20 protein-coding genes and 2 pseudogenes are annotated in these 26806 nt (G+C 69.3%); 5 read left to right on the top strand and 17 right to left on the bottom strand.

Annotated features, from left to right (window positions below; all coding sequences use genetic code 11):
• Positions 1-31: 31 nt before the first annotated feature.
• The 7 genes from ACMT1E_RS14545 to ACMT1E_RS14575 form a co-directional block, all read right to left on the bottom strand.
• Positions 32-1105 (bottom strand): NAD(P)H-dependent flavin oxidoreductase, encoded by a 1074-nt coding sequence (locus ACMT1E_RS14545; RefSeq protein ID WP_414901141.1) that lies wholly within the window; start codon positions 1103-1105, stop codon positions 32-34.
• Between the two features lies 1 nt (position 1106).
• Entirely contained in the window at positions 1107-1520 is a 414-nt protein-coding gene (locus tag ACMT1E_RS14550) for a VOC family protein (protein WP_414901143.1), read from the bottom strand.
• Positions 1521-1546: 26 nt separating this feature from the next.
• Entirely contained in the window at positions 1547-2302 is a 756-nt protein-coding gene (locus ACMT1E_RS14555) for a hypothetical protein (protein WP_414901145.1), read from the bottom strand.
• Complete coding sequence (locus tag ACMT1E_RS14560) at positions 2299-3045, bottom strand: alpha/beta hydrolase (RefSeq protein ID WP_414901147.1); 747 nt, start codon at positions 3043-3045, stop codon at positions 2299-2301. Before ACMT1E_RS14560 ends, ACMT1E_RS14555 begins: the two co-directional genes overlap by 4 nt.
• Positions 3033-3287, bottom strand: a complete 255-nt coding sequence (locus tag ACMT1E_RS14565) for a DUF6356 family protein (RefSeq protein ID WP_414901149.1) — start codon at positions 3285-3287, stop codon at positions 3033-3035. Before ACMT1E_RS14565 ends, ACMT1E_RS14560 begins: the two co-directional genes overlap by 13 nt.
• Before the next feature lie 74 nt (positions 3288-3361).
• Positions 3362-4378: a M48 family metallopeptidase gene (locus ACMT1E_RS14570; RefSeq protein WP_414901151.1), complete on the bottom strand. Its 1017-nt coding sequence runs from the start codon at positions 4376-4378 to the stop codon at positions 3362-3364.
• A 9-nt stretch (positions 4379-4387) separates the two neighbouring features.
• Positions 4388-5464: a YjgN family protein gene (locus ACMT1E_RS14575; protein WP_414901153.1), complete on the bottom strand. Its 1077-nt coding sequence runs from the start codon at positions 5462-5464 to the stop codon at positions 4388-4390.
• A gap of 172 nt (positions 5465-5636) precedes the next feature.
• Here ACMT1E_RS14575 and thrS point away from each other — a divergent pair, with 172 nt between their 5' ends.
• On the top strand, positions 5637-7634 hold the full coding sequence (thrS, locus tag ACMT1E_RS14580) for a threonine--tRNA ligase (protein ID WP_414901155.1): 1998 nt from the start codon (positions 5637-5639) through the stop codon (positions 7632-7634).
• Positions 7635-7675: 41 nt separating this feature from the next.
• On the opposite strand, the gene ACMT1E_RS14585 is transcribed toward thrS, so the two are convergent.
• The 4 genes from ACMT1E_RS14585 to prsK all read right to left on the bottom strand — a co-directional run bounded on the left by ACMT1E_RS14585 (position 7676) and on the right by prsK (position 12569).
• A complete protein-coding gene (locus tag ACMT1E_RS14585; RefSeq protein WP_414901157.1) occupies positions 7676-8188 on the bottom strand; it encodes a hypothetical protein in 513 nt (170 codons plus the stop codon).
• Between the two features lie 16 nt (positions 8189-8204).
• On the bottom strand, positions 8205-9020 hold the full coding sequence (locus ACMT1E_RS14590; RefSeq protein WP_414901159.1) for an ATP-binding protein: 816 nt from the start codon (positions 9018-9020) through the stop codon (positions 8205-8207).
• Positions 9021-9153: 133 nt separating this feature from the next.
• Complete coding sequence (gene prsR, locus ACMT1E_RS14595) at positions 9154-10512, bottom strand: PEP-CTERM-box response regulator transcription factor (protein WP_414901160.1); 1359 nt, start codon at positions 10510-10512, stop codon at positions 9154-9156.
• A complete protein-coding gene (gene prsK, locus ACMT1E_RS14600; protein WP_414901162.1) occupies positions 10512-12569 on the bottom strand; it encodes an XrtA/PEP-CTERM system histidine kinase PrsK in 2058 nt (685 codons plus the stop codon). The genes prsR and prsK overlap by 1 nt, the downstream gene beginning before the upstream one ends.
• A gap of 308 nt (positions 12570-12877) precedes the next feature.
• Here prsK and ACMT1E_RS14605 point away from each other — a divergent pair, with 308 nt between their 5' ends.
• On the top strand, positions 12878-13936 hold the full coding sequence (locus ACMT1E_RS14605; protein ID WP_414901164.1) for a mannose-1-phosphate guanylyltransferase/mannose-6-phosphate isomerase: 1059 nt from the start codon (positions 12878-12880) through the stop codon (positions 13934-13936).
• Between the two features lie 22 nt (positions 13937-13958).
• On the opposite strand, the gene ACMT1E_RS14610 is transcribed toward ACMT1E_RS14605, so the two are convergent.
• Together ACMT1E_RS14610 and ACMT1E_RS14615 are read right to left on the bottom strand one after the other, a co-directional pair.
• Complete coding sequence (locus tag ACMT1E_RS14610; RefSeq protein WP_414901166.1) at positions 13959-16220, bottom strand: NADP-dependent malic enzyme; 2262 nt, start codon at positions 16218-16220, stop codon at positions 13959-13961.
• A gap of 49 nt (positions 16221-16269) precedes the next feature.
• On the bottom strand, positions 16270-18720 hold the full coding sequence (locus ACMT1E_RS14615) for a zinc-dependent metalloprotease (RefSeq protein WP_414901167.1): 2451 nt from the start codon (positions 18718-18720) through the stop codon (positions 16270-16272).
• 189 nt (positions 18721-18909) lie between these two features.
• Here ACMT1E_RS14615 and ACMT1E_RS14620 point away from each other — a divergent pair, with 189 nt between their 5' ends.
• The gene (locus ACMT1E_RS14620) at positions 18910-19659 is read left to right on the top strand and encodes a hypothetical protein (protein WP_414901169.1); all 750 of its coding nucleotides are present in this window, start codon (positions 18910-18912) and stop codon (positions 19657-19659) included.
• Between the two features lie 7 nt (positions 19660-19666).
• Here ACMT1E_RS14620 and ACMT1E_RS14625 read toward each other — a convergent pair whose 3' ends face one another.
• Positions 19667-20989: a dihydroorotase gene (locus ACMT1E_RS14625; RefSeq protein ID WP_414901171.1), complete on the bottom strand. Its 1323-nt coding sequence runs from the start codon at positions 20987-20989 to the stop codon at positions 19667-19669.
• A gap of 53 nt (positions 20990-21042) precedes the next feature.
• On the opposite strand from ACMT1E_RS14625, the gene ACMT1E_RS14630 reads away from it, so the two are divergent.
• Positions 21043-21777 (top strand): YgfZ/GcvT domain-containing protein, encoded by a 735-nt coding sequence (locus tag ACMT1E_RS14630; RefSeq protein ID WP_414901173.1) that lies wholly within the window; start codon positions 21043-21045, stop codon positions 21775-21777.
• Positions 21774-22517: a glutaminyl-peptide cyclotransferase gene (locus ACMT1E_RS14635; protein ID WP_414901175.1), complete on the top strand. Its 744-nt coding sequence runs from the start codon at positions 21774-21776 to the stop codon at positions 22515-22517. Before ACMT1E_RS14630 ends, ACMT1E_RS14635 begins: the two co-directional genes overlap by 4 nt.
• A 54-nt stretch (positions 22518-22571) precedes the next feature.
• On the opposite strand, the pseudogene ACMT1E_RS14640 reads toward ACMT1E_RS14635, so the two are convergent.
• The 3 genes and pseudogenes from ACMT1E_RS14640 to acnA all read right to left on the bottom strand — a co-directional run.
• Positions 22572-22700: pseudogene (locus tag ACMT1E_RS14640) on the bottom strand (PEPxxWA-CTERM sorting domain-containing protein); the annotation flags it as partial.
• 117 nt (positions 22701-22817) lie between these two features.
• Positions 22818-23900 (bottom strand): annotated as a pseudogene (locus tag ACMT1E_RS14645) (NF038122 family metalloprotease); the annotation flags it as partial.
• A gap of 133 nt (positions 23901-24033) precedes the next feature.
• Positions 24034-26691, bottom strand: coding sequence for an aconitate hydratase AcnA (gene acnA / locus ACMT1E_RS14650; protein WP_414901177.1), 2658 nt, complete (start codon positions 26689-26691; stop codon positions 24034-24036).
• Between the last annotated feature and the right edge of the window lie 115 nt (positions 26692-26806).

Below are 26806 nucleotides of genomic sequence, written 5' to 3' on the forward strand. Positions count from 1 at the left end.
GAAGCGGCGGCGGCCGGCCTCGCCCGCGCGGCTACACCGCCCGTGGCGCCAGCAGGGCCAGCGCCTCGCGCGCCAGTCTTTCGGTCAGCAGCCGGGCCGGCTCGCCGGAACTGCCAAGCGCGGCCGCCTGCCCGGCCCAGAGTGGCGAAAAGGCCGGGTCGCCCGCTGCCTCCGCCTTGTGCCGCAATGTCGCCAGCGCGGCGGAAGCATGGGGAAAGGGCGGCGCATCCGCGCTGACCGGGCCGATTTCGCGCATCAGCCGGTTGGGCATGCCCCGCGCCATGCCGCCGGTGAACAGGTTGGTGACCATGCTGTGCTCGGCGGCATCGCTGGCGAGCAGCGCGCGGTGGATCGGGCTGATCAGGCTTTCCGGGCAATGGAGATAGGCGGTGCCGAGCTGGACCGCGCTGGCGCCCAGGGTCAGCGCGGCGGCAATGCCGCGCCCGTCACCGATGCCGCCGGCCGCGATCACCGGCACTTTGACCGCGTCGACCATTTGCGGCAGCAGCGCGAACAGGCCCATCGCGTCGCCTTCCTCCGTCAGCCAGCGGCTGGCGTGCCCCCCCGCTTCCCAACCCTGGGCGATGATCGCGTCGCAGCCGGCGGCGGCCAGTCGGCGCGCGCCATTGAGGCTGGTCGCGCTGGCGATGATCAGCGCGCCGGTGGCCTTGACCCGGTCGAACAGCGCGGCATCGGGCAGGCCGAAGTGGAAACTGACGATCTCCGGCTGCGCCGCCTCGACCGCCGCGCACATCGCCGCATCGAACGGTGCGCGCAGTGGTGGGGGATCGGCAGGCGGGGCGGTGTCATACTCGGCGTAGTACGGCGCCAGCCGCGCCAGCCAGGCGGTGTCGTCCGGCACCGGGCCAGGCGAGTGACAGAAGAAATTCAGGTTGATCGGACCGGACACGCGGGCGCGCACCGCCGCCACTTCGTCGCGCATCCGTTCGGGGCTCAGCATCGCGCAGGGCAAAGAGCCGATCGCGCCCGCTTCGATCGCGGCGACCGCCAGCGCGACGCCGCCGGCATTGGCCATCGGCGCCTGAATGATCGGCACCGTCATGCCCACCCGCGCCAGCAGCGTCGGGTCGGGCCAGCCGGTCATCCTACCAGCTTCCCGTGTTGGGCATCGACGCCCATGGCTCGGCCGGCGGTAACTGTCCGTCCTGCAGCAGTTCGATCGAGATGCCGTCGGGGGTGCGGACGAACGCCATATGGCCGTCGCGCGGCGGCCGGTTGATGGTGACTCCGGCGTCCATCAGCCGCTGGCAGGTCGCGTAGATATCGTCGACCAGATAGGCGAGATGGCCGAAATTGCGGCCGCCGTCATAGCGTTCCGGGTCCCAGTTGTGGGTCAGTTCGACCTGCGCATCCTCGTCCCCCGGCGCCGCCATGAAGATCAGCGTGAACCGCCCGGCCGGATTGTCGATGCGGCGGACTTCGCGCAGGCCGAGCAGCTCGAAAAACCGGATGGTTTCAACCGGATCGCTGACCCGGATCATGGTGTGAAGATATTTCATGCGCGGTTTTCCGGATCGTTCCGCCCCTAGCCCTCGGGCGTCGCTGACTCGGCGTCAAGCTGTTTCAGTTGCGCGGCGGCGGTTACGGCGGCGGCACTGCCCGGCTGGTTGAGGATCGCGCCCTGCCATGCCGCCCGCGCCGCCGCCGGGGCGCCGGCCAATATGGCGATATTCCCCGCCTCCAGCGCGACCGATGCGTCGTCCGGCGACCGCCTTGCCGCCTCGTCTATGTCCTGCTGTGCGCGGGCCAGGTCGTTCTGCCGCCGCGCCAGCGTTGCCGACAGCAGCCAGGCGAGCGGGTCTTCCGGTACCAGCGCCAGCGCCTTGTCGATATCGCCGCGCGCGCCCGCCAGCTCGCCAAGCGCCACGGTCGCGCGGGCGCGATCCAGATGCGCCTCGCCCAATGGCGCACCGGTCAGCTCGCCACGCGCCAGTGCCGCGTTGAACGCGGCGCGCGCCGCCTGCGCTTCTCCCCCGGCCAGGCGGGCATTCCCGGCCTGCACCCACAGCGCCGCCGGGCTGGTCTGCTGCGAAATCTCCGCCTGCCGCGCCGCCTGCTCGAACGCGGTCGCGGCGGGAATCCACCGTTCCTGCGCGGCATAGGCGAGGCCAATGCATTGGCGCGCCTCCGCCCCGCCGCCCAGCATCTGCCACTGGTTGGCCTGTTCTATCGCCCGGTCGGGTGCGTCCGCGGCCAACGCGGCGCATTGCGCGAAACGGGACGGCTCGGCCGTGGTGGGGGCAGGGGCGGCGGCCTGGGCGGCAAGAATAAGCAGGATCATCGCGGTTCCGGCATGGCGGCAACGGTGTCCAGCAGCAGCGCGATGTCGGATGGGCGCGACAGCCGGTGGTCGCCCTGCTTGATCAGCACCGTCTGCACGTCGGCTGAACGAAGCCGGTCGGCAAGATGAAGCGAGTGGTGCCAGGGCACGTCCGCATCCGCCTGACCGTGGAGCAGCCGCACCGGGCAGTCGATGGCAATCTCGGCCTGCAACAGTCGGTGCGCCTCGCCCGATTGCCAGAAGGCGCGGGTGGTGACGGTCGGCGTGTCGCTATAGGCGGAAACTTCTTCGACCCGCCCGCGCGACAGGATTTCCATCTTCTGTTCCTGGGTATAGCCCCAGTCGGTGAAATCCGGCGCCGCCGCGATGCCGACCAGCCCGGCCACCCGTTCCGGCCGGGCGAGCGCGACGAGCAGCATCAGCCAGCCGCCCATCGACGAACCGACCAGCAGCAGCGGTCCGCTGGTCAGCGAATCGATCGCGAACAGCGCGTCATCGCGCCAGCGGGTCAGGGTGGCGGTCTCGAAATCGCCGTCGCTGGCGCCGATGGCGGAATAGTCGAAGCGCAGCATCGCGCGGCCGTTGGCCGCCGCCCAGGCGTCCAGCGCCATCGCCTTGCCGCCGGTCATGTCGGACAGGTAGCCGGGCAGAAAGACGATCGTCGGCCCGGCGCCCGCCCGGCCGGCAAAGGCGATGCGGACGCCGTCGCCGCGATCGGCGTGGCCGGCGGTCAGATCACCCATTCGACCGACTGCAGTTCGATGCTGGCGCGGCGTTTCGCGCTGCGCTTGGCGACCATCGCCTCATAAAGCCGCCTGACCGTGCCGCTGCCCGTGGTGACGAACAGGCCGGGGACGACGGCGTGAACCATGCAGGCCAGCCCGCCGGCGACCATCTTCGCGCCAAAGCCGGAGGCGGCGGCAAGATGCTCGCCATAACTTTCGCCCACCTCGGCTGGATGATCGCGAAACAGCGCATTGAACATCGGCAGTTTTCCGCAAAACGAAACCAGATCCTCCTATAGCATCGCCGCTCGAAGCGGCAACCGGCGGGCCGCCGTCACCCTGCGCAGATGCGGCGGAGCGCGGCCCAGTCGGCGGCGTCCAGCGCCGGACGATATGGCTGCCTGGCGTCGTGGCTGGCGGCAAACAGGCGCTCCCGCTCCCGCGCCATTGGGTGAGTCGACAGATAGGTCGCCGCGGCGTCCAGCTTGTCGTTCAGGCGGGGCAGGCGCCGGAAGAAATCGGCAGTGGCCAGCGGCGATATCCCGGCGGCGGCGAGGCGGGCAACGGCGCCTTCGTCCGCTTCCTGCTCGGCTGTGCGGCCATAGCTGAGGCCAACGACGGTATCGATGCCGGACCCCGTCTGCCCGCCGACGCCGGCCAGCAGGATGCCGACCCCGAACCGGCGGATCAGGCCGCTCATCACATGACGCTTGCGGACATGCTCGATCTCGTGGGCGACGACCCCGGCCAGCGCATCGGGTGAGCGCGCATCGTCGATCAGCTTGCGGAATATGACGATATGCCCGCCGGGCAGGGCGGCGGCGTTGACAACCGGCATGTCGATGACGCGGATGGCGAAGCCCCCGTCCGGCGCCAATCGCGCCGTCAGCCGGTCCAGCGCGGCCTGCCCGCCGGCGCCTTTGCAGAAATGCCCGCCGAAGTCGCCGACCAGTGCGTCGCCATAGCGTTTTTCCCACTGCATCGGGACCAACGGCGCCAGCCAGTTCGGCGCGGTATAGCCGACCGCGACCAGCACCGCCGACAGGAACAGCGCGACACCGGTCGCCCGCCAGAGTCCGACCCGGTCGATCCACCCGCCATAGCGCCTGGTGCGTGGAAGCAGCGCCGCCAGTGCTGTGTCCGGCGGGTTGGTCAGCGTCAGTCGCCAGCCCTCGACATCGTCGCGCTGGAAACTTCGCCCATCCTCGTCAAGGCCGGGGGTCAGGACGGAAACCGGCACCATCAGGCTTTGCCCGTCGGGGAAAAGCACGTGGATACACGTATTGCTGGCCGTGACGGTGACGTCATGCCGCCACGCGTTCGTCCCGTCGTAGAGCCAGCCGGCTGTCATGTGCGCGGATCAGATCGCGCCGATGTCGAACGCGCTGGCCAGCCCTTCCGCATCGCTTGCCGAGCGCGTGGTCGACTGGCTGAGCGCGGCGAGGTCGATTTCGCCGGTAGCGCCCAGATGGCGGATGAAAAAAGACCAGTTGCGGTAGGGCAGGAAAATCGCGCCGATCCCCAGCGTCACGATCACCAGCCCGATGTTGCCGAGTATCAGCCCGAACCACGCCCGCGAACTGGCGGAGAATGTGAAATCCAGACCGGACAGCGACAGGCTGCCGATGACATGGCGATAATAGAGCGCGTAATAGGCCAGGCTGGCAACGAGAATGAACGCATAGAAGAAGAGGACCAGCACGGCGATGGTCGCCGCCGAACCTGGAGACGGTTTGGCGCCTTTCACGGTGCCGAACAACGCGAACAGGCCTATCGCCAACAGGATCATGGTGCCGCCCATACAGAGCAGCATCCAGCGCTTGGTCAGGCCCTGGGCCGTCGCTTCGGCGCGAAACGGATATTGCCCGAAGCTCATGCTGCCCCAGCGCTCGTTCCACAGCGAGACCATCGCCCAGGGGACCAGCACGCCCATCGGCAGAATTCCGCAAACCGTCCGCCACACCGCCGAGAAACCGTAGTGCCAGCCGGGCGCGTTGCTGCCGCCGCGAATGCCGCGCCAGTAGGTACGCGATAACCGGTAGCGCAGCGCCCGGAACAGGGCGACGCCGGTCAGATAGAAGATGCCGATGTAAAGCGACGCGATGACGAGAAAGGCGAGCACTGTTTCGCCGCGCAGGATCAGGGACTCGAACGCCGTGGTCGCGAACAGAAAGCCCGGCACCAGCACCGCCATGGCGACAAGGAAGCCGACGAACATTTCCTTGCCGGTGCCCGCCCATTCCAGCCGTTCGTCGATGAAGCGGGTGCGGCTCCACAGATAACGCCGTTCCCGCGCCCGAGCCCAGAAGCGGTAGATGCCAAGCGTGGCGATCGTCAGCAACAGGTTGGTAAACGCGATCGGCGCGAATTCACGCCAGCTGCCGACGAAAGCGAACGCATCCTCCGGCGACGCCGGATCGGAATTTTCCGAATCCATTCAATCATCTCCCCCCAATTTTCCCCGGCAGGAGACTGGCGTCGGACAGCGCAAGACGCAATACTGTTTGCGCCACCGGCCGCCGACGCGGGGGTGCCTTGCGCAAGGCGGCGTCGCGCGGGCATAAGTCGCGCGCGCGATCCTGCGCCGCTTTCAAGGTCAGACCCAATCGATGTCCGAGATGATCACGATCAGCCTTCCCGATGGTTCCGTGCGCGAAATGGCGCGCGGCACTACGCCGGCGGAAGTGGCGGCGGCGATCGGGCCGGGGCTGGCCAAGGCGGCGCTGGCGGCCCGGGTTGACGGCGAACTGCGCGACATCGGCCGGCCGATCGAGCATGACGCGGCGTTGGCGCTGGTCACCATGCGCGACGAGGCGGATGCGCTGGAACTTGTGCGGCACGACTTTGCCCATGTGCTGGCGGAAGCGGTGCAGGCGCTGTTCCCCGGCACCCAGATCACCTTCGGCCCGGCGACGGACGACGGCTTCTATTATGATTTCGCGCCGAAGGACCGCGCCTTTACGGAGGAGGACCTTCCGGCGATCGAGGAGGAAATGCGCCGGATCATCGCCGCCGACAAGCCGCTGGTCCGCGAGGTCTGGCCGCGTGAGACGCTGATCGCGCGCTGGCGCGAACAGGGTGAGACGTTCAAGGCCGAATGGGCCGCCGAACTGCCGGAGGGCGAGGAACTGACCGTCTACCGCTCCGGCGGTGACTGGTTCGACATGTGCCGCGGCCCGCATCTGGCCTCGACCGGCAAGCTCGACCCGGCGGCGTTTAGGCTGACCCGCGTGTCCGGCGCCTATTGGCGCGGCGACCAGAAGAACGCGATGCTGAGCCGCATCTACGGCACCGGCTGGCTGAACCGGAAGCAGCTCGACGCCCATCTGCTGCGGCTGGAGGAAGCGGCGAAGCGCGATCACCGCAAGATCGGCGCGGAAATGGACCTATTCCATTTGCAGCAGGAGGCGCACGGCTCGGTCTTCTGGCACCCGAAGGGCTATATCGTCTGGCGCCAGCTGGAGGCGTATATGCGCCGCCGGCTCGATGCCGCCGGTTATGTCGAGGTCAAGACTCCGCAGCTGATGGACGCGACCCAGTGGGAACGCTCCGGCCACTGGGGCAAATACCGCGAGAACATGTTCGTCGTCCCCGACGAGATTCCGTCGACCGAGGACGATACGCCGGTGCTGTCCGGCGCCGGCGATCTGATGGCGCTGAAGCCGATGAACTGCCCGGCGCATGTGCTGATCTTCAAGCAGGGGATCACCAGCTATCGCGAGCTGCCGATCCGCATGGCCGAATTCGGCTGCTGCCACCGCAACGAACCGCACGGCGCGCTGCACGGCATCATGCGGGTGCGACAGTTCACTCAGGACGACGCGCATATCTTCTGCCGGCACGACCAGCTGATCGACGAGATCGTCGCCTTCTGCGACCTGCTCGACAGCGTCTATCGCCACCTTGGCTTCGAACGCTACGCGATCAAGCTGGCGCTGCGGCCGGAGCAGCGCTTCGGCTCCGACGCCGACTGGGACAAGGCGGAGGAGATCCTGCGCCAGGCGGTCGCCAAGGCCGGCCGCGCTACCGCCGATTATGGTTGGGAGGAACTGCCGGGCGAAGGCGCCTTCTACGCGCCAAAGCTCGAATTCCACCTGACCGACGCGATCGGCCGCACCTGGCAGGTCGGGACGATCCAGGCGGATACGGTGCTGCCCGAACGACTCGACGCCTCCTATGTCGGCGAGGACGGCGCGCGGCACCGGCCGGTGATGCTCCACCGCGCCATCCTCGGCACGTTCGAACGGTTTATTGGCATCCTGATCGAACATCATGCCGGGCGCTTCCCGCTCTGGCTGGCGCCGGTGCAGGCGGTGGTCGCGACGATCGTGTCCGACGCGGACGGCTATGCGGAGGATGTGGTCGCGCAACTGACCGCCGCCGGGCTGCGCGCCGAAACCGACACCCGTAATGAGAAGATCAACTACAAGGTGCGCGAACATTCGCTGGCAAAGGTTCCGCACCTGCTGGTCGTCGGCAAGCGCGAGGCGGAGGAAGGCACCGTCGCCATCCGCACCCTCGGCCGCGAAGGGCAACGGGTGATGTCGGTCGCCGAAGCGATCGCCCTGCTCAACGCGGAGGCGACGCCGCCGGACCTGGCGCGCTAAGGTCTAATCCGCTCGCCGGATCGGCGCCGGCCCACGCCCGCCTATTTCCGCGTCGGCGGGGGCGGGGCCGGCGGGGCTGCCGGGACGCCGCGCTTCGGCAGGCCCGCTTCCTGGCCCAGTGCGTCCAGCTTGGCCTTGTCCATATAGGAATCGAGCTTGCTCAGCTCGGCGATGACGGCCGGGTCGGCCATCAGCCCGCGCGCCGCGACCTGGCCAAGGGTATTGAATGCCGCCTCGAACGCCAGCGGCCCTTCATATTTCAGCGCGTTGACCGACTGGCTGCGGCAGGTGTCGGTAATCAGCCGGACGAACAGCGTGGCACCGCTGCGGTTGACATCCTCGCGGCGGGCGTCGCTGATTGCCGCCATGTCCCGGGTCACCGGGCTGGCGGAAAGCGCGACGAACATCCACTGCATCATCTGCGCGCGGTCGTCCGTCGTCGACTTGTCGACCAGACAGCGGGTCAGGTCGTCCGAATAGACTCCGGCCGTTGCCGCCGTGCCGCCGGCCAGCAGCGCCAGCCCGGCCGCGCATCGCCCCATCCATCCCTTCATCCCGCAATCCCCCGTTTCAAATCGCCTTGCCCGCCCGTCCGGCCAGTTCGGTCACATATTGCCAGGCGACGCGGCCGGAACGGCTGCCGCGCTGGGTTGCCCAGCGGACGGCGTCGGCCGCGTCGAACGGCAGGCCGTTGGCGGCGCAATAGCCTTCGATCATCGCCAGATAGCCGGCCTGGTCGACATTGTGGAACCCAAGGCTGAGGCCAAAGCGGTCGGCCAGCGCCAGCCGGTCGTCGGCAACGTCGCGCGGATTGATCGCGCTGTCCTGCTCCGCCATGTCGCGGGCGACGATGTGGCGGCGGTTGGAGGTGACGTGCAGCCGGGCGTTGGCCGGCCGCGCTTCCGTCCCGCCTTCCAGCAGCGAGCGCAGCGCGCGGGCGCCGTCGGCCCCGCCCTCGAATGCGATATCGTCGACGAACAGGATGAAGGCGCGCGCCACCCCGGCCACCGCGTCGAACAGCGCCGGCAGTGTGTCGAGCCGGTCGCCGGGTACCTCGACCAGCGCGATCGCCCGGCCTTCCGCCTGCAGATCGCCGACCACGCTCTTGACCAGCGCCGACTTGCCGGTGCCGCGCGCGCCCCACAGCAGCACGTCGTGCGCGGCATGGCCGGCGGCCAGCCGGGCGGCGTTGTCGCGCAACGCCTGCTTCTGCGCGTCGATTCCGGTCAGCAGCGCCAGCGGCAGCGGTGCGAATTGCCGCGCGGCGACCAGTGCGCCGTCGCGCCAGCCATAGGCGGGGTGGGCAATCGGATCGGCCGGGGCGGCTGGCGGCGGCGCGAGCCGCTCAAGCGCGGCGGCGATGCGGGCAAGGCTGTCGTCGGTCATGCATTCCCCCATAACCCGGTGCGCCGCCGGGTCCAGTGCCCGCTTGCGGCGTGTTTACGGGGCGCTGGCCAGCGCCATCCCCGCGGCCCCGGCCAGCACCGCGAGCAGCGGCACCGCCAGCAGCCGTCGGCGACTAGGTTGTCGAGATGTCATACTGCTTCAGCAGATCGTACAGTGTCGGCCGGCTGATCCCGAGCAGCTTGGCGGCAGCGGAAATATTGTTTTCGGTGCGGGCAAGCGCGTGGCGAATCGCCTTGCGGTCGGCCCGTTCGCGCGCCGCCTTCAGGTTGATCAGCGCCTCGTCGCCGTCCTGCGCCTCCAGGTCGAGGTCGGCGGCGGTGAGCAGCCGGGCGTCGGCCATGATCACCGCCCGCTTCAGCCGGTTCTCCAGCTCGCGGACGTTGCCCGGCCACGACCAGGCGTCGATCGCGGTCAGCGCGTCGGGGGCGAAGCCCTTGACCGCCGGGTTCATTTCCTTGGCGAAGCGGCCAAGGAAATGCCGGGCGAGCAGCCCGGCGTCACCCGGCCGCTCGGCCAGCGTCGGAATCTTCACGACGATTTCGGCGAGGCGGTAATACAGGTCCTCGCGAAACCGGCCGTCGCCGATCATCTCATCCAGATTCTGGTGGGTGGCGCAGACGATGCGGGTGTCGACCGGGATCGCCTTGCGCCCGCCGATCCGCTCGATCACCCGCTCCTGCAGGAAACGCAGCAGCTTGACCTGAAGGGCAAGCGGAATGTCGCCGACCTCGTCCAGGAACAGCGTGCCGCCCTGCGCCTGCTCGATTTTGCCCTCGGTCGTCTTGATCGCCCCGGTGAACGCGCCCTTCTCATGGCCGAACAGCTCGGCTTCCAGCAGGTTTTCCGGGATCGCGGCGCAGTTGATCGCAACGAAGGCGCCGGAGCGGCGGCTGGTATCGTGCAGCCCGCGCGCCAGCAGTTCCTTGCCGGTGCCGCTGGCGCCGAGCAGCATCACCGACACGTTGGTGCCGGCGACCCGGTCGATCGTCCGCGCCACCTTCAGCATCTCCGGCGCGGCGGTGATCATCCCGCCGAGCAGGCTGTGGCGGCCGTCCATGCTCTCGGCCAGCCGCCGGTTCTCCGCCTCGATCGCGTGCAGGTGGAAGGCGCGGCGGACGATCAGGCCCAGCTCGTCGATGTCGACCGGCTTCTGGTAGAAATCATAGGCGCCGCCGGAAATTGCTCGCAGCGCGCTTTCGCGCGCGTCATGGCCGGATGCGACGATCACCTTGGTGTCGGGCGCCAGCGCCAGTATCTCGGCAAGGGTGGCGAAACCCTCGCTGGTCCCGTCCGGGTCCGGTGGCAGGCCGAGGTCCAGGGTGACCACCTTCGGCTCGCCCAGCCGCAGCGCGTCGATCGCCGCCTGCCGGTCACCGGCGACGAGCACCTCGTAATCCTCATAGGCCCAGCGCAGTTGCCGTTGCAGGCCCTGGTCGTCCTCGACGATCAGCAGGCGGGGTTTGTCGCTCATCACGCTACCTTCTGGACTGGGGTGCCGGCGGGCTGCGGCAGGATCAGGGTGAACCGGCTGCCTTCGCCCTCGCGGCTTTCAACTTCGATCCGGCCGCCCATCATCGCGGCCAGCGTCCGCGCCTCATAGGCGCCGATGCCAAACCCGCCTTCCTTGGTCGACGCGAACGGCTTGAACAACTGGGTGCGGATGAAATCGCCGCTCATCCCCGCGCCGCGATCGACGATCTCGACTGCGGCGTCGACACCGTGGCGGCGGACGGTGACGTGCACCGGCTCGCCGGGCGGGCTGGCGTCGATCGCGTTCTGGACAAGGTGGCCAAGCACCTGCTCCAGCCGCAGCGGGTCGGCGAAGACGAACAGCTCCGCCGGCCCGTCGAGAGTGACCGGGTGCGACGCCCGCTTGCGGCTGGCAACCGCATCGGCGGCGGATAGCAGGGGCACCGGGCGCGGTTCCGCCGTCCGCCCCTTGTTGTGCTGCGACAGGCGGGCAAGCAGGTCGTTCATCCGCGTCGCCGATTCCTTCAGCGTCGCGATCATGTCGGCGCGGAAATCCGGGTTGTCGGCATGGCGCTCGGCGTTGCGGGCGAGCAGGGTCAACTGGCTGACCAGATTCTTGATGTCGTGCATGATGAAGGCGAAGCGACGGTTGAACTCGTCGAATCGCCGGGCTTCGGACAGCGCTTCGGCCGCGCGCGCTTCGGCCAGATAACTGGCCGCCTGCCGGCCGACGACGCGTAGCAGGTCGAAATCCTCCCAGTCGAGCGTGCGGCCGATCGCCGGGCGGGCGAGCAACACCACCCCGGCCAGCCGGTCGTAATGGACAAGCGGCACCGCCGCCCAGGCCGACGGGCAGGCGGTCATCCACTCCGGCATCGCGTCGGCGTCGGCGCCGGCGCCACGGCGCACCGCATCCAGCTCGACGATCCGGCCGGTCCGCTCGAAATGGGTGACCAGCGCCGCGTCGCCGCCGATCGCCGGCGCATCGAGCGTCGGCCAGTTCCACCGGTCCTGGCTGGCCAGACCGCCGCTGTCGTCGGGCAGCAGCAGCAGGCCGCCCGGCGATTCGGTGATGTCGGCAATCGCCTGGACGACGCGCTGGTCCAGCGATCCGCCATCGGCGCCGGGGCGGCCGAGCGTTTCGGTGAAGCGCAGCCATTCGGTGCGGTAATCATAGCGGTGCTGGAAAAAATGCTTGGCCAGTTTGACCTTGAACCAGGCGCGGAACGGCGCCGCCGGCAGCAGCAGCAGCGCCGCCATCGTCGACCCGAAGACGAAGGCGACCTGCGCGCCGCGCGCCTGCTCGCCACCGAAACGGGCGAGCGCGGTCGTCACCACCACCATCACGATCAGATAGGCGCCGATTGCGGCCAGCGAGAGCGACTGGAAGGCGACGGTGCGCGACAGGCGGATTTTCCACGCATCCCGCCGCCGCGCGGCCAGCGCGAACAGCGGCGCCAGCCCCAGCATCACGACACCGCGCAGCGCCGCGATCTCGCCGGCCCAGGCCGGGGCGAGGTAGGCGACGGTGTAAAGCTGCAGGTCGTAAGCCCACATCACCGCGACGCCGATGATCGCCAGCCGGATGCCGGCGCGGGCGGCCGGCGCGGCGGCGGTATAGAGGTTGTGGACCAGCACCAGCGCGCCGATCGTCGCCATCAGCCGCAGGACCAGCGCGACGAACAGCACAACGCCGTCGACATCGCCGGTCATGCCGCGCAGCGCCAGGTCGATGACGATCTCGGCGCCGATCACCAGCGCGACGACGCCGTACAGGCCTGACACCGCCGCCTTGCGCTGGTCGCCCTCGCCCAGCCGCAGCAGCAGGAACATGAACCCCAGCCAGCCCAGATTGCGGGCACTTTCCGCCACCCGCGCGACGACCGATGCCGGGCCGAGCGCGGCGGTCGCCAGCGCCCAGGCCGCGGTCAGCGCCAGCGCCCCGGCCAGCATGCTGCGCTGGTAGGATGCGCCGCCACGGCGCGCCTGCCACACCGCAAGCGCCGCGAACAATGTCGCGGCGATCGCATGGCCCCAGATTGCGGCTGCCTCGATCATCTCAGCGCGCGCCTTCCGGGCACAGGCTCAGACGGACAGCATCCGACTGGCGCACGGAGGCGAACGGACCCCGCGCCAGTTTCGCACACTGGACATAATGCCTGAACAGTTTGACCATGCCGATCGCGTTGTCCGTTCCCGTCGGGTCCGTCCCGCGCCGTGGCGTAAGACATTCCGACACCCACCCCCCTGTCGCTCAAATTGACAAATTTTTCCTGAAGGCGCCGGATAGGGGGGAGCTTTTGCCCCGGATTCGGGGTTGTCCTCTCGCCACCGCATTCCGGTTTCAGCATGGAACACGCCGCGACATGACCCTGCCCATCACCCCGGTCATCCTCTCCGGCGGCGCCGGCACCCGGCTCTGGCCGATGTCGCGCGCGGAGCGGCCGAAACAGCTGATGGCGCTGACCGCGGCGCAGACGATGCTGCAACTGACCGCGTTGCGGACCGGCGACGCGGCGCGCTTCGCCCGGCCGGTCGTCGTCGCCAGCCGCGCCCATGCCGACATGGTCGAACAGCAACTGGAACAGGTCGGCATCCGCCCGGCGCTGTTGATCCTCGAACCGGCCGGGCGTGACACCGCGCCGGCGATCGCGCTTGCCGCCCTGGCCGCCGCCGATCCGGAAACCCCGCTGCTGGTCATGCCGAGCGATCATGTCATCGACGATCTGCCCGCCTTCCACGCTGCCATCGCCCGCGCGCTGCCCTATGTCGCCGATCGCTGGCTGGTGACCTTCGGCATCGCTGCAGACGCGCCGGAAACCGGCTATGGCTACATTGCGGTCGGCGATGCGCTGGGCGACGGCGTCCACCGCGTTGCCCGCTTCGTCGAAAAGCCGGACCGCGCCGGGGCGGAAGCGATGCTCGCCGCTGGCGGCCATGCGTGGAACGGCGGCATCTTCCTGCTGCGCGCCGACGCCTATCTCGACGCGCTCGCCGCTCATGCGCCGGACATACTGGCCGCCGCCCGCACCGCCATGGCGCGGGGCGAGCGGGCCGGCGACCGCATCTACCCGAACGGCGAAGCCTTCATGGCGTCACCCGCGCGCTCGATCGACTATGCGGTGATGGAACAGGCGGACCGGATCGCCGTGGTCCCGGTGGCGATGGGCTGGTCGGATGTCGGCTGCTGGGACGCGCTGCACGCGATGACGCCGCATGACGGTGACGGCAACGCCGTCGGCGGCGACGTGCTGGCGATCGACACCCGCAACTGCCTGCTGCGCAGCGACGGGCCGACGATCGCCGCGATCGGGGTCAGCGACCTGATCGTCGTCGCCAGCGGCAACCATGTCCTCGTCCTGCCGCGCGGCCGCTCGCAGGATGTGAAACGGATTGTCGCCGCGCTGAACGCCACCCGGTCCTGATTCGGCCGGGCCGGCCCGCAATCTATCCCCGCGCCACCGCGAAGGCGGTCATGTTGACGATGCCGCGCGTCGTCGTCGCCGGCACCAGTACATGCACCGGCTTCGACAGGCCGAGCAGCATCGGCCCGACGGCAAGCCCGCCGGTCACCGACGACAGCAGGGTCAGCGAGATGTTGGCGGCGTCGAGCGACGGCATCACCAGCAGGTTGGCGGTCCCGGTCAGCGGGCTGGCGGTCACCGCCTGGCCGCGCAGCACCGGGTTGATCGCGAAATCGGCGTGCATCTCGCCGTCCGCCTCCAGGTCCGGCGCGCGCAGGCGGATCAGCTTCAGCGCGTCGCGCATCTTGCGCGCGCTCGGCGAGTTGGACGCGCCGAAATTGGAATGGGACACCAGCGCCACCTTCGGCGTGATGCCGAACCGGCGGACCTGATCGGCGGCGAGCAGCGTCATCTCCGCCAGCTGGCCGGCGTCGGGGTCGACCATCAGATGGGTGTCGCAGAAAAACAGGGTGCTGTGCGGGGTGATGAGCGCGGTCAGCGCATAGGTGCGCGCCACCCCCTTGGCGCGGGGAATGACCTGGAGCACCATCTTCATGTCGCTCCACCAGTCGCCCGGCCCGCCGCCCAGCGCCGCGTCGACATGGCCGGCGCGCAACAGCATCGCGGCGGTGATCGTCGACCGCCGCTTCAGCCGCTTGACCGCCTCCGCCGGCGGCACGCCCCGCCGGTCGACGATCGCGGCATATTCGCCGCCGAGCGCGTCGAACAGCGCGTCGTCCGTCGTCGGGTCGACCACCTCGACATCCTCGCCGATGCGGAAGCGCAGGCCAAGTGCGTCGCGCCCGGCTTCGATCGCCGCGCGCCGGCCGATCAGCACCGGCCGGGCCAGCCGCTCGTCGACCACCGTCTGCGCCGCGCGCAGCACCCGCTGCGCCTCGCCGTCGGCATAGGCGATCCGCCGCGGCTCGCCGCGCCGCGCCGCTTCGAACACCGGCATCATCAGCTGCACCGACCGGTAGGAGAAGCGGGCGAGCGAGGCGCGATAGGCCTCGATGTCCTCGATCGGCCGGCGGGCGACGCCGCTGTCCCCCGCCGCCTTCGCCACCGCCGGCGCGACCTCCAGAATCAGGCGCGGGTCGAACGGTTTGGGGATGATGTGGTCGGCGCCGAAGATAAGCTGCTCGCCGCCATAGGCGTTGGCGACGGTCTCTTCCGGCGTCGCGCGGGCCAGCGCGGCGATCGCCTCGACCGCGGCGACCTTCATCGCCTCGTTGATCTCGGTCGCGCCGACGTCCAGCGCGCCGCGGAACATGTAGGGGAAGCACAGGACGTTGTTGACCTGGTTCGGATAGTCGGAGCGGCCGGTCGCGACGATCGCGTCGGGGCGGGCGGCGCGGACCAGTTCGGGCAATATCTCCGGATCGGGATTGGCCATCGCCAGCAGCAGCGGCTTGTCGGCGAGCAGCGGCAGCCATTCCGGCTTGAACACCCCCGGCGCCGACAGGCCGAGGAAGATGTCGGCGCCCGCCACCACCTCCGCCAGCGTCCGCGCGTCGGTGGTGCGGGCATAGCGCGCCATGTTGGGCAGCATCCCCTCGCGCCCGGCATGGATCACCCCGTCGATGTCGGTCAGGGTGACGTTGGCGACCGGCAGGCCCATCGCCACCAGCAGGTCGACGCAGGCGAGCGCGGCGGCGCCGGCGCCGGAGGTGACCAGCCGCACGTCGCCGATCTTCTTGCCCTGCAGCAGCAACGCATTGCGAACCGCCGCGGCGCAGACGATGGCGGTGCCATGCTGGTCGTCGTGGAACACCGGGATGTTCATCCGCCGGCGCAGCTCCGCCTCGATCGCGAAGCATTCCGGCGCCTTGATGTCCTCCAGGTTGATGCCGCCGAAGGTCGGCTCCAGCGCGGCGACGGCGTTGCAGAACCGCTCCGGGTCGTTCGCGTCGACCTCGATGTCGAACGCGTCCAGCCCCGCGAACTTGCGGAACAGCACCACCTTCCCTTCCATCACCGGCTTCGACGCCAGTGCCCCGATCTTGCCGAGGCCGAGCACCGCGGTGCCGTTGGTGACGACACCGACCAGGTTGGCGCGGGCGGTGTAGAGGTCGGCGCTGTGCGGGTCGGCGACGATCGCCTCGCAGGCGGCGGCGACGCCCGGCGAATAGGCCAGCGCCAGATCGCGCTGCGTTTCCATCCGCTTGGTCGCCTCGACCGATAATTTCCCCGGGCGGGGGTGGCGGTGATAGTCGAGCGCGGCTTTGCGGAAATCGTCGTCCATCGCTCCGCTATAGTCGCCGTGTCCGCGAAGACAATCGGCCGGAACCGCCTCAGCCGCCGCTGCCGTCGAACGCCATCCAGTCGCTCTCCGCGCCGATCGGCATGCCCGGCGGCACATTCGGCAGGCGGGCCTTGTCGGCGACCGCCTTGTCCAGCGCCTCGCGGTCGGCGAGCAACCGGGACAGGCCACGCGCCCAGCCCTGCTCCGCCGCGTCGCCGGGGCGTCGGGCCAGCACTCCGGCCAGCCTCTGCAAGCGGTCGTCAATGGCAACGGCCTGGTCCGGCACCAGTGCTGGGTCGCGCGCCACACGCGCCAGCGCCAGCGCGGTTGTCGTCGCCACCCGTCGCCTGACCGCTGCCCGCCGCCCGCCGTCGCGCGCGTCGAACGTCGCGGCGATCAGCCGGTCGATCAGCGTGTCGGCGCCGGGCAAGGCCGGATCGCGCTGCTGCTGCACGGCCATCCGCGCCAGCCGCGCCGGGGCGAGCAGCACCATCAGCGTCTGCGCCGCCTTCGCCTCCGCCGCTGCCAGCGGGTCGAACACCGGGCCGCCGGCGGTACGGAATATCTCGATGTCGAACTGCCGGTCGGTCTCGCCGGACCAGCCGGCCGACAGCATCGGCACCAGCGCCTGCGGCACGTCCAGCGCCGGCGCGGCCAGCGTCGCCAGCAGCGAATCGAGCGCATGGGCCTGCAGCGCCGCCGCCACCGGCTGCGCCTGCTCCCGCCCGTCGCCTGTCACCGCATAGGCGAAGTCGACGCCGCCGAGCAGCTTGCCCGTCGCCTCGATCTGGTAGCGGTCGAGCAGCCAGATCGGCACGAACTTGCGGCGAAGATTGGCGACCGGCTCGTTCGCCGCCAGCGCGCCTAGGCCGAAGCGTTCCAGCGCCGCGCGGCGGACGCCGGCCATCCGGTCCAGCTCCGCCGCCGGGTCGGCGCCGTCGTCCCACAGGCTGCCCCACGGCTGGCCGGTCTCCGGCGCGCGGGCATCGCCGTCGGTCGCGTAGCGCAGCCCTTCCCTGACTCCGGCGATCGCGGTCGCCCGCGCCGCCTCGTCGCTGGCGGAGGCGTAGAGCCAGTCGATCGCATAATCGTCCCACCGCCCGGTGCCGGTGCCATAGGCGTCCGACAGGTCGGGCGCGCCGTTGTTCAGGGTGATGCGCGGCGCCGGATAGTCCATCACCGAATACCGGCCCTGAGTGCTTGCCGCGAAGTTGTGGGCAAGGCCCAGCGCGTGGCCGACCTCGTGCGCGGCAAGCTGGCGGATGCGGGAAAGGGCCACCTGCACCGGGTCGTTCGGCCCGCCGCTGCCGACCTTGTCGGCGCCGACCAGCCCTTCGAAGATCAGCATGTCCTGCCGCACGCGCAACGAGCCGAGCATGACATTGCCCTTGATGATCTCGCCGGTGCGCGGATCGGTCACCGCCTGGCCGTAGGACCAGCCGCGCGTCGCCCGGTTGACCCAGTTGACGATGTTGTAGCGCAGGTCGAGCGGGTCGACCCCTTCGGGCAGGATCTCGACCTTGAATGCGTCGACGAAGCCGGCCTTGTCGAACGCATCGGCCCACCAGCGCGTCCCCTCGGCCAGCGCGGTGCGGATCGGCTCCGGCGCGGCGCGGTCGATGTAGAAGACGATCGGCTTCCTGACCGGCGACCGCGCGGCGGCGGGGTCGGTCTTTTCCAGGCGAAAACGGTTGGCCAGCTCATAGACCACCGGCGCGCCCAGCGGCGTACCGTAGTCGACGACCTGGGTGGCGAAGCTGCCGCCGCGCGGGTCGAAGCGCAGCGGCGTGTAGCCGGCCGGCGGCAGCCGCACGAAACTGTGGCGGACGACGAAGCTGACATTGCCGCCGACCGGCGAAATCGCCCGCGTCTCCGTCCCCGGCGTGGCGGAGGTATAGGTCTGGCGCGCCTCGATCTCGATATTGTCGGGGAACACCTTCACCGACGCCGGGTCGACCGCCGACAGCGCCGGGTTCAGCGCATAGCCCTTCTCGGCGCCGTTCAGCGCGTCGGCGATGCCCATCGTGTCGGTCGCCAGCATCGGTGCGATGTCGACGGTGAAGCCGCCGCCGGTCGTCTCGCCGTCGACCTTGCCGATCCAGACAGTCGAATAGGCGAAGCTGGCCCGCGCCGCGTCCTGCTCCGCCGCCGGGGCAGCGGCGGCGCGGAAGCGCGGATTCTCGAACTCGGCGGCGACCCGGTTGCCGATCCGGCGGAACACCAGCAGCCGCGACCCGCTATTGGCGCCGCGATCGAGCATGATCGTCGCCGATCCTAGCCCGGTCCGCAGCGCGTTGGCGTAGATGAACCGCCCGGCGATGCCGTCCTTGTCCGGCGCCGGCAGGCTGATCAGGATGCGTCCGTCCTTGCGGTCGACGGTCACCGGCAGCAGCCCGTCGAGCCGCGGCGCCGCGCTCGCTGGCGGCGAAGGCACCGCCGCCGGGGCGGGGCCGGCAAGCGCCAGCGCAAGGACAATGGCGGTAAGCGGCGGATGCGGCATGGCGGAACCCCCTGGTATCGCCCGCCGGTCGGCGGCGGACGGCATTGCCGCTTTGTTTCCACCTTTTTCGCTGGAAAATGAAGGGGGTCCGGACCGACCGGGGCAGCGCCGGGGCGAAAACCCGCCCGGCGGCTTGACCGGCGGGGTCGGGCGCGGCGAAACCGGCGAACCGGATGGTGGGAGAGTGCGATGCGTGGATGGATCGGAACAGGGGCGCTGGCCGCGGCGCTGGCGCTGGCGGGCTGCGACCGCCAGCCGCAGCAGCAGGCGGACGCCCCTGCGCCCGCCGTCGTCGATCCGGTCGCGGCGATGAAAGCGCTCGATCCCGCCACCCAGCTCGCCCGCGCCGTCGCCGTCGTCTTTCCCGACGAGCGCAGCCGCGCCGTCCGTATCGCCGACCAGAGCTATGTGCTGACCCCGGCGCGGCTGGTGTGGAGCGGCGACCGGCCGATCCTCGTGTCCGGCGGGCAGGGCGACGACTGCCATGCCTGCGCCGGCACCCTCGTCGTTCATTATCTGAAGGTCGCGGACGATAGCTTCACCGTCGAGCGCGCCTTTCCGGCCGCCGCCGCCGGCACCAGTTTCGGTGGCGCGCCCGACTGGCAGCTACGCGACGACATCGCTTCCGTGCCGGTGGTGGAGGCACGGCGCGGCGGCACGTTTCAGGGCTTCACCTGCAGCCGCGCCCAGCTGGTCGCGCTGACCGACGGCGGCCCGGTGACGATCGCCGACGATCTGCCGATCGGCTATTCCGACGCCGGCGCCGTGACGGACGGCAAGGCGGAGGAGGTGGAGGGCACGATCGTCGCCGGCGCCCGCGACCATGATTTCGCCATCCGCTATTCCGGCGGCGTAACCGGCACCACCCGCTACGAAAAAGCGGCGGATGGCGCGGCCTACACTATCTCCGGCAAGCCGGCGGCGATCCCCGCCTGCTGACCCCGGCTCAGAAGGCGGTCGACTCGAAGCGGATCGGCTCGCCGACCGCGCTGTCGGCCAGCGCCCCTTCCCACATCACCCGGTTGCCGCGCACGATCGTGCCGACCGGGCGGCCGGTCAGCGTCATGCCGGTGAACGGCGACCAGCCGCAGCGCGATGCGAGCCAGTCCTCCTCCACCGTCCAGCGCGCCTTGCGGTCGACGACGGTGAAGTCGGCGTCGTACCCGGCGGCAATCCGCCCCTTGCCGACCAGCCCGAACACACGCTGCGGCCCGGCGCTGGTCAGCTCGATCAGCCGCTGAAAGCTCAGCCGGCCGGCGGCGACATGGTCTAACAGCAGAGGCAGCAGCGTCTGAACGCCGGGCATGCCGCTCGGGCTTTGCGGGTAGGGCTTCGCCTTCTCCTCGCGGGTATGCGGCGCGTGGTCGGAACCGAGCACGTCGGGCACCCCCTGGTTCAGCCAGTACCACAGGCCGTCGCGGTGGGCGGCGCTGCGGATCGGCGGGTTCATCTGGGCGAAGGTGCCAAGGCGCGGATAGACGTCCTCGGCGGCCATGGTCAGGTGCTGCGGCGTCACCTCGCAGCTCGCAATATCCTTGTTCTGCGCGATCAGCGCGAATTCCGCCGGCGTGCTGATGTGGAGGATGTGGATGCGCCGCCCGGCAGCGCGCGCCAGCCGCAGGATGCGCCGGGTGGCAAGCATCGCACTCTCGTCGTCGCGCCAGACCGGGTGGGACGACGGGTCGCCGGGGACGCGCTCGTCCACCCGCGCGTTCATCCGCGGCTCGTCCTCGGCGTGGATGGCGACGCGGCGCCGGCCGCTCGCCAGCACCCGCGCCAGATTGCCGTCGTCGGACACCAGCAGGTCGCCGGTCGACGCGCCCATGAAGATCTTGACCCCGGCCGCCCCCGGAATCCGCTCCAGCTCGGCCAGCGCCTCGGCATTGGCGGCGGTTGCGCCGACGTAGAAGGCATGGTCGCACCACATGCGGTGGTGGGCGCGTTTCAGCTTGTCGGCCAGCGCCTCCGCCGTGTCGGTGTTGGGCTTGGTGTTCGGCATCTCGAACACGGCGGTGACGCCGCCGAGCACCGCCGATCGGCTGCCCGATTCCAGGTCTTCCTTATGCTCCAGCCCCGGCTCGCGGAAATGGACCTGGCTGTCGATCACGCCCGGCATGATGTCGAGGCCGGTGCAGTCGATCACCATCCCGGCGTCGCCATCGACGCCCAGCTCGGCGATGCGCCCGCCGGTCACGCCGATGCTGGTCGCGACCGGGCCGCCGGGGGTGTGGACGGTGCCGCCTCTCAACAGAAGATCGAAATGCGCCATGCCTTTAAGTCCTTCCACTTTCAATCCGGCCGGTGGGTGCCTAGTTTCCGTCCATGCCCGGAACCACCCTTGTCGACCGTTCGCTGCTACGCCTTTCCGGCGCCGATGTAAGAATTTTTCTGCAAGGGCTGGTGACCCAGGACGTCAACGCCGTCGCGGAAGGGCGGCCGCAGTGGAGCGGCCTGCTCTCGCCGCAGGGCAAGGCGCTGTTCGATTTCCTGCTCTGGGCCGACGGTGACGACCTGCTCATTGATTGCGAAGCGACAGAGGCGGAGGCGCTGGCACGGCGGCTTGCGCTCTACCGGCTGCGCCGGGCGATCGCGATCGCGCCCGAACCGGCGCTGGCGGTGCATTGGGCGCCGGCCGGCGATGCAGGCGTACCCGACCCGCGCCTTGCCGCGCTCGGCCGGCGCTGGCTCGCCCCGGCCGGCGCGGCGGCGGAAGGCTGGCGGGCGCACCGGTTGGGGCTGGGCGTGACCGAAGGCGTGGCGGAACTGGGCCGCGACCGCACGCTCTGGCTGGAATGCAACGCGGTGGAACTGAACGGGGTCAGCTTCGCCAAGGGCTGCTATGTCGGGCAGGAAAATACCGCGCGGATGAACTGGCGGCAAAAGGTCAATCGCCGGCTGGTTGTGGTCCATGCGACCGCCGATCCCGGCGACGCGGCGCAGGTCTGGTACCCCGAGCTGGGGCTGGCGGTGGCGCGGGTCCGGGTGGACGCGCTGGCCGCGCCGCTGCCCTTCGGCACACCGCTGCTCCCAGACTGGCTGAAAGCGGCGATCGCGTGACGGTGGCGATCGCGCTGCTGCTCGCGGCGGCCCCGGCCGCCGTGCCGGTGCAGACGGCGACTGTCGTCGCCCGTTTCCCGCATGACAGCGGTGCCTTCACCCAGGGGCTGGTCTTCGACGGCGGCCGGCTGTTCGAAAGCACCGGGCTGGTCGGCCGCTCGACGATCCGCGAAGTCGCGCTCGACGATGGCATGGTGCTGCGCGCGGCATCGGTGCCGCCGCCCTATTTCGGCGAAGGGCTGGTTGCCTGGGGCGACCGGCTGATCAGCCTGACCTGGCAGCACGGCATCGGTTTCATCTGGGACCGCGACAGCCTGCGCCAGGTCGGCAGCTTCCGTTACGAGGGAGAAGGCTGGGGCCTGACCCGTGACCGCACGGCGCTGATCATGAGCGACGGCACGGCGGTGCTGCGCTTCCTCGACCCGAAAAGCTTCGCGGTGCGGCGGCGGCTGACCGTCACCGCCGCCGGGCGGCCGGTGCCGATGCTCAACGAACTGGAATGGGTGAACGGCGAAATCCTCGCCAATGTCTGGATGACCGACCGGATCGCGCGGATCGATCCGGCCACCGGCCGGGTCAGGGCATGGATCGATCTGTCGGCGCTCGCCCGCGCTTCCGGTCGTCGCGGCAGCGATGCGGTGCTGAACGGCATCGCCTATGACAGCGCCGGCGACCGGCTGTTCGTCACCGGCAAGACCTGGCCGACCCTGTATCAGATCCGGCTCGACCCGATTCGTTGAACGAAACGGCCCCGCCCGCCGGGGCGGACGGGGCCGGTGGTGATTGCGGCCGGTTCAGGCGATGACTATGCGCGCGCGGGTGCGCGCCCGCCGCATTCCGCCGCCGATCAGGCCGAAACCGAGGATCAGCATCGCCCATGTCGCCGGTTCCGGCACCTGCGCGATGGCCAGGCCGTCCAGCGCGAACACCTGCTTACTGTCGAAGGTGTAACCCCGGTCGCCAAGGATATCGAAGCCGAGATTATAGCCGATCGCGTCGAATGCGGCGAGGTCGTTGCTGGTCAGCACCCCCATGCTGCACGCGGCGGCGGTCGGGTCCATGATGCCGATCGCCCGCGATTCGATGAAGCAGCCATTCGCGGTGGCAAAGGCGTCATTGTCCTTCCAGTGCGATGCCTGGTCGCCGTCGCCATTGTAACGGCCGGTGGCGAAGGACGCCATTTCCGCTTCGCTCTGATGATCGAAGTTGAACGGCGTCTCGCCGTCGATCGAGAAGAAGGCGGGCCGCCCCCCGGCCCCCCATTGCAATTGGCGGCTGCCGTCGGCGTTGAACCCGTTGCCGTAGCGGAACAGGTCGAGCGTCGACCCGATCGATGTATCGCCGAAATCGAAATCGAGCAGGTCGTCGGCACCCGGCCCGTCCGGCCCGCCGTAATAGTCGTACAGGTCGACGCCGCTGACGAAGCCGAGCGCATGGCCCATCTCGTGAATCGCCACCGCGACGAAATCATAGGTGCCGACCGATATGCCGTCGGTCGGGTCGAAATCGAACGCGAAGTTGGAACTGAAGGTGATGTCCGCATCGGCGTCGGCATTGTAATCTTCGCCCAGCACGTCGCGGTAATAGGCGAAGGCGGTGTCGGCATTGTCGAAACCGATGCCAAGCGCGCGGTTGTTGGCGGTGTTCTGGTTCAGGAACACGTTGTTGTAGCTGTCGTCATTGTCGAGGTAGGTCGCCGCGGCGGTGTCGATGCCGCCGCCCGCCGCATTGGCCGGCGCGTTGACCCGCATCGCCAGCCCGCCATTGCCGCTGAGCGGGGTCAGTCCGGCGACCGCGATCTGGTCGAGGGCGGACGTGCCCGTCGCGTTCAGTTGCGTGTAGACGTCGCTGATCCGGGTATCGATCGAATTACTGCCGGTCGATCCCAGCACGCCGGCGCGCAGCGCGGCGAAATGGATGTCGAAGGTCAGCGTGGTGTCGTTGGTAAGCGTCTGGTTCCAGTAATTGGCGGCTTTCTGGAACGCGTAGAGCGCCGCTGCCCCGTTCGGCGCGCTGGCGAAACTGCCGTCGGTGCTGCGCAGGACGATGTTCAGCGCCGAGGCCGGTGTCGCGAAACCGGCCAGCGCCGTCGCCGCGATCAGTGCGAATTGACCCTTTTTCATACAAAACGCCTTTCCCTGTTTGCCCGTCCCGCGACGCGGGACGGCATGAAGGGAAATCTTGATCAGGCGTTAACTATCGTCAATCACGCAATTTTTCGCCCCCGAACTGCTGCCCGGGGGCGAAACAACCGGCTCAGGAAGCCAGCTTGCGCAGCACGTATTGCAGGATTCCACCGTTCAGGAAGTAATCCAGCTCGTTAACCGTATCGATCCGGCACATTGTTTCGAAATTTTCCGTCGCGCCATTGGCACGGGTCAGCGTTACGGTAACGGTCTGACGGGGGCGCAGGCCGGCGACGTCGTTGATCGTGAAGGTCTCGCTGCCGTCCAGTTTCAGCGTCTTGCGGTCGACGCCGTCGGCGAACTGCAGCGGCAGCACGCCCATGCCGACCAGGTTGGACCGGTGGATGCGCTCGAACGACTCGGCGATCACCGCGCGCACGCCGAGCAGGGTCGTGCCCTTCGCCGCCCAGTCGCGGCTGGACCCGGTGCCGTATTCCTTGCCGGCAATGACGACCAGTGGCGTGCCGTCGGCCTTGTGACGCATCGCCGCGTCGTAGATCGGCATCACCTCGCCCTTGTAGCTGGACATGCCGCCTTCGACGCCGGGCACCATCTCGTTGCGGATGCGGATGTTGGCGAAGGTGCCGCGCATCATCACCTCATGGTTGCCGCGCCGCGAACCGTAGCTGTTGAAATCGGCGCGGCTGACCTGATGCTCCTGCAAATAGGTGCCGGCCGGGCTGTCGGCCTTGATGCTGCCGGCCGGGCTGATGTGGTCGGTGGTGATGCTGTCGCCGAGCACCGCCAGCGGCCGCGCGTCGATGATGTCGCCGACCGGCGCCGGGGTCATGCCCATCCCGTCGAAATAGGGCGGGTTGGCGACATAGGTCGACCCGGCGCGCCAGGCATAGGTGTCGGACCCCTCGACGTTGATCTCGCGCCACTTGGCGTCGCCGTCGAACACGTTGGCATAACGGGCGCGGTACATCGTGCTGTCGATATTGGCGTCGATCGTCGCACGGATTTCGTCGTTGGTCGGCCAGATATCGCGCAGATAGACGTCGGCGCCGTCCTGGTCCTGGCCGATCGGGGTGCTGATCATGTCCTCGGTAATCGTGCCCTTCAGCGCATAGGCGACGACCAGCGGCGGCGACGCCAGATAGTTGGCGCGCACGTCGGGCGACACCCGGCCTTCGAAGTTGCGGTTGCCGGACAGGACGGCGACGGCGGTCAGGTCGTGGTCGTTGATCGCGGTGGAAATCGGCCCCGGCAGCGGGCCGGAATTGCCGATGCAGGTGGTGCAGCCGTAACCGACCAGGTTGAACCCGATCGCGTCCAGATCCTCCTGCAGCCCGGCCTTGATCAGATAGTCGGTGACGACCTGCGATCCCGGCGCGAGCGAGGTCTTCACCCACGGCTTCGGCTTCAGCCCGCGGGCGCGGGCCTTGCGGGCGACCAGCCCGGCGGCGACCAGCACCGACGGGTTCGACGTGTTGGTGCAGCTGGTGATCGCGGCGATGACGACGTCGCCATTGCCGATGTCATGGCCGCGGTCGGTGATGTGGATGCGCGGCGCGGCGGTGTCGACCGCCTTGGCGAACGCGTCGTCGACCTCGGACAGCAGAACCCGGTCCTGCGGCCGCTTCGGCCCGGCGAGCGACGGCTGGACGCCGGACATGTCGAGCGCCAGCGTGTCGGTGAACAGCGGGTCGGCGGTGGTTTCGTCGTGCCATAGCCCCTGCGCGCGGCAATAGGCCTCGACCAGCGCGACCTGCGCGTCGCTGCGCCCGGTCAGCCGCATATAGTCCAGGGTCTTGCTGTCGACCGGGAAGAAGCCGCAGGTCGCGCCATATTCCGGCGCCATGTTGGCGATCGTCGCACGGTCGGCCAGCGACAGCGCCGACACGCCGGGACCGTAGAACTCGACGAACCGGCCGACGACGCCCTTGGCGCGCAGCATCTGGGTAACGGTCAGCACCAGGTCGGTGGCGGTGATGCCCTCGGCCAGCGTGCCGGTCAGCTTGAAACCGACGACCTCGGGGATCAGCATCGACACCGGCTGGCCGAGCATCGCCGCTTCCGCCTCGATCCCGCCGACGCCCCAGCCGAGCACGCCCAGCCCGTTGACCATCGTCGTGTGGCTGTCGGTGCCGACCAGCGTGTCGGGATAGGCGATGGTGGCGCCGTCGGCGGCGACCGAAGACCACACCGTCTGGGCGATATTCTCCAGGTTGACCTGGTGGCAGATGCCGGTGCCCGGCGGCACCACCTTGAAATTGTCGAGCGCCTTCGATCCCCATTTCAGGAATTCATAGCGTTCCATGTTGCGGGCGTATTCCAGGTCGACATTGTCCTGGAACGCCTTGGGCGTGCCGAATTCGTCGACCATCACGCTATGGTCGATGACGAGGTGGACCGGCACCTGCGGGTTGATCTTCTGCGCGTCGCCGCCGAGCGCGTTCATCGCGTCGCGCATCGCCGCCAGATCGACGACGCAGGGCACGCCGGTGAAATCCTGCATCAGCACCCGCGCCGGGCGGTACTGGATCTCGCGGTCGGACCGCCGCTCCTTCTGCCAGTCGACAATCGCCTGAATGTCCTCGACGGTGACGGTGGCGCCGTCCTCGAAACGCAGCAGGTTCTCCAGCAGCACCTTCATCGAAAACGGCAGGCGGGACACGTCGCCCAGCTTGGTCGCGGCCTTGTCGAGCGCGTAATAGTCGACGGTCTGCGTGCCGGCCGACAGGGTGGTGCGGGTGGAAAGACTGTCCTGTCCGACGGCGGTCATGGGGCGTTTCCTTTGTGCTGCGCTAGCGAGATTCGCTGGCGCTATAGCGAGGGGGTAGGGCTTGGGGAAGGGTGGCGCGCGCATCCCGGCGGGCTGGCCGGGCGCGGCGCGGCCG

The sequence above is a fragment of the Sphingomonas flavalba genome, assembly GCF_047553045.1.
Classification (GTDB): Bacteria; Pseudomonadota; Alphaproteobacteria; order Sphingomonadales; family Sphingomonadaceae; genus Sphingomonas_L; species Sphingomonas_L flavalba_A.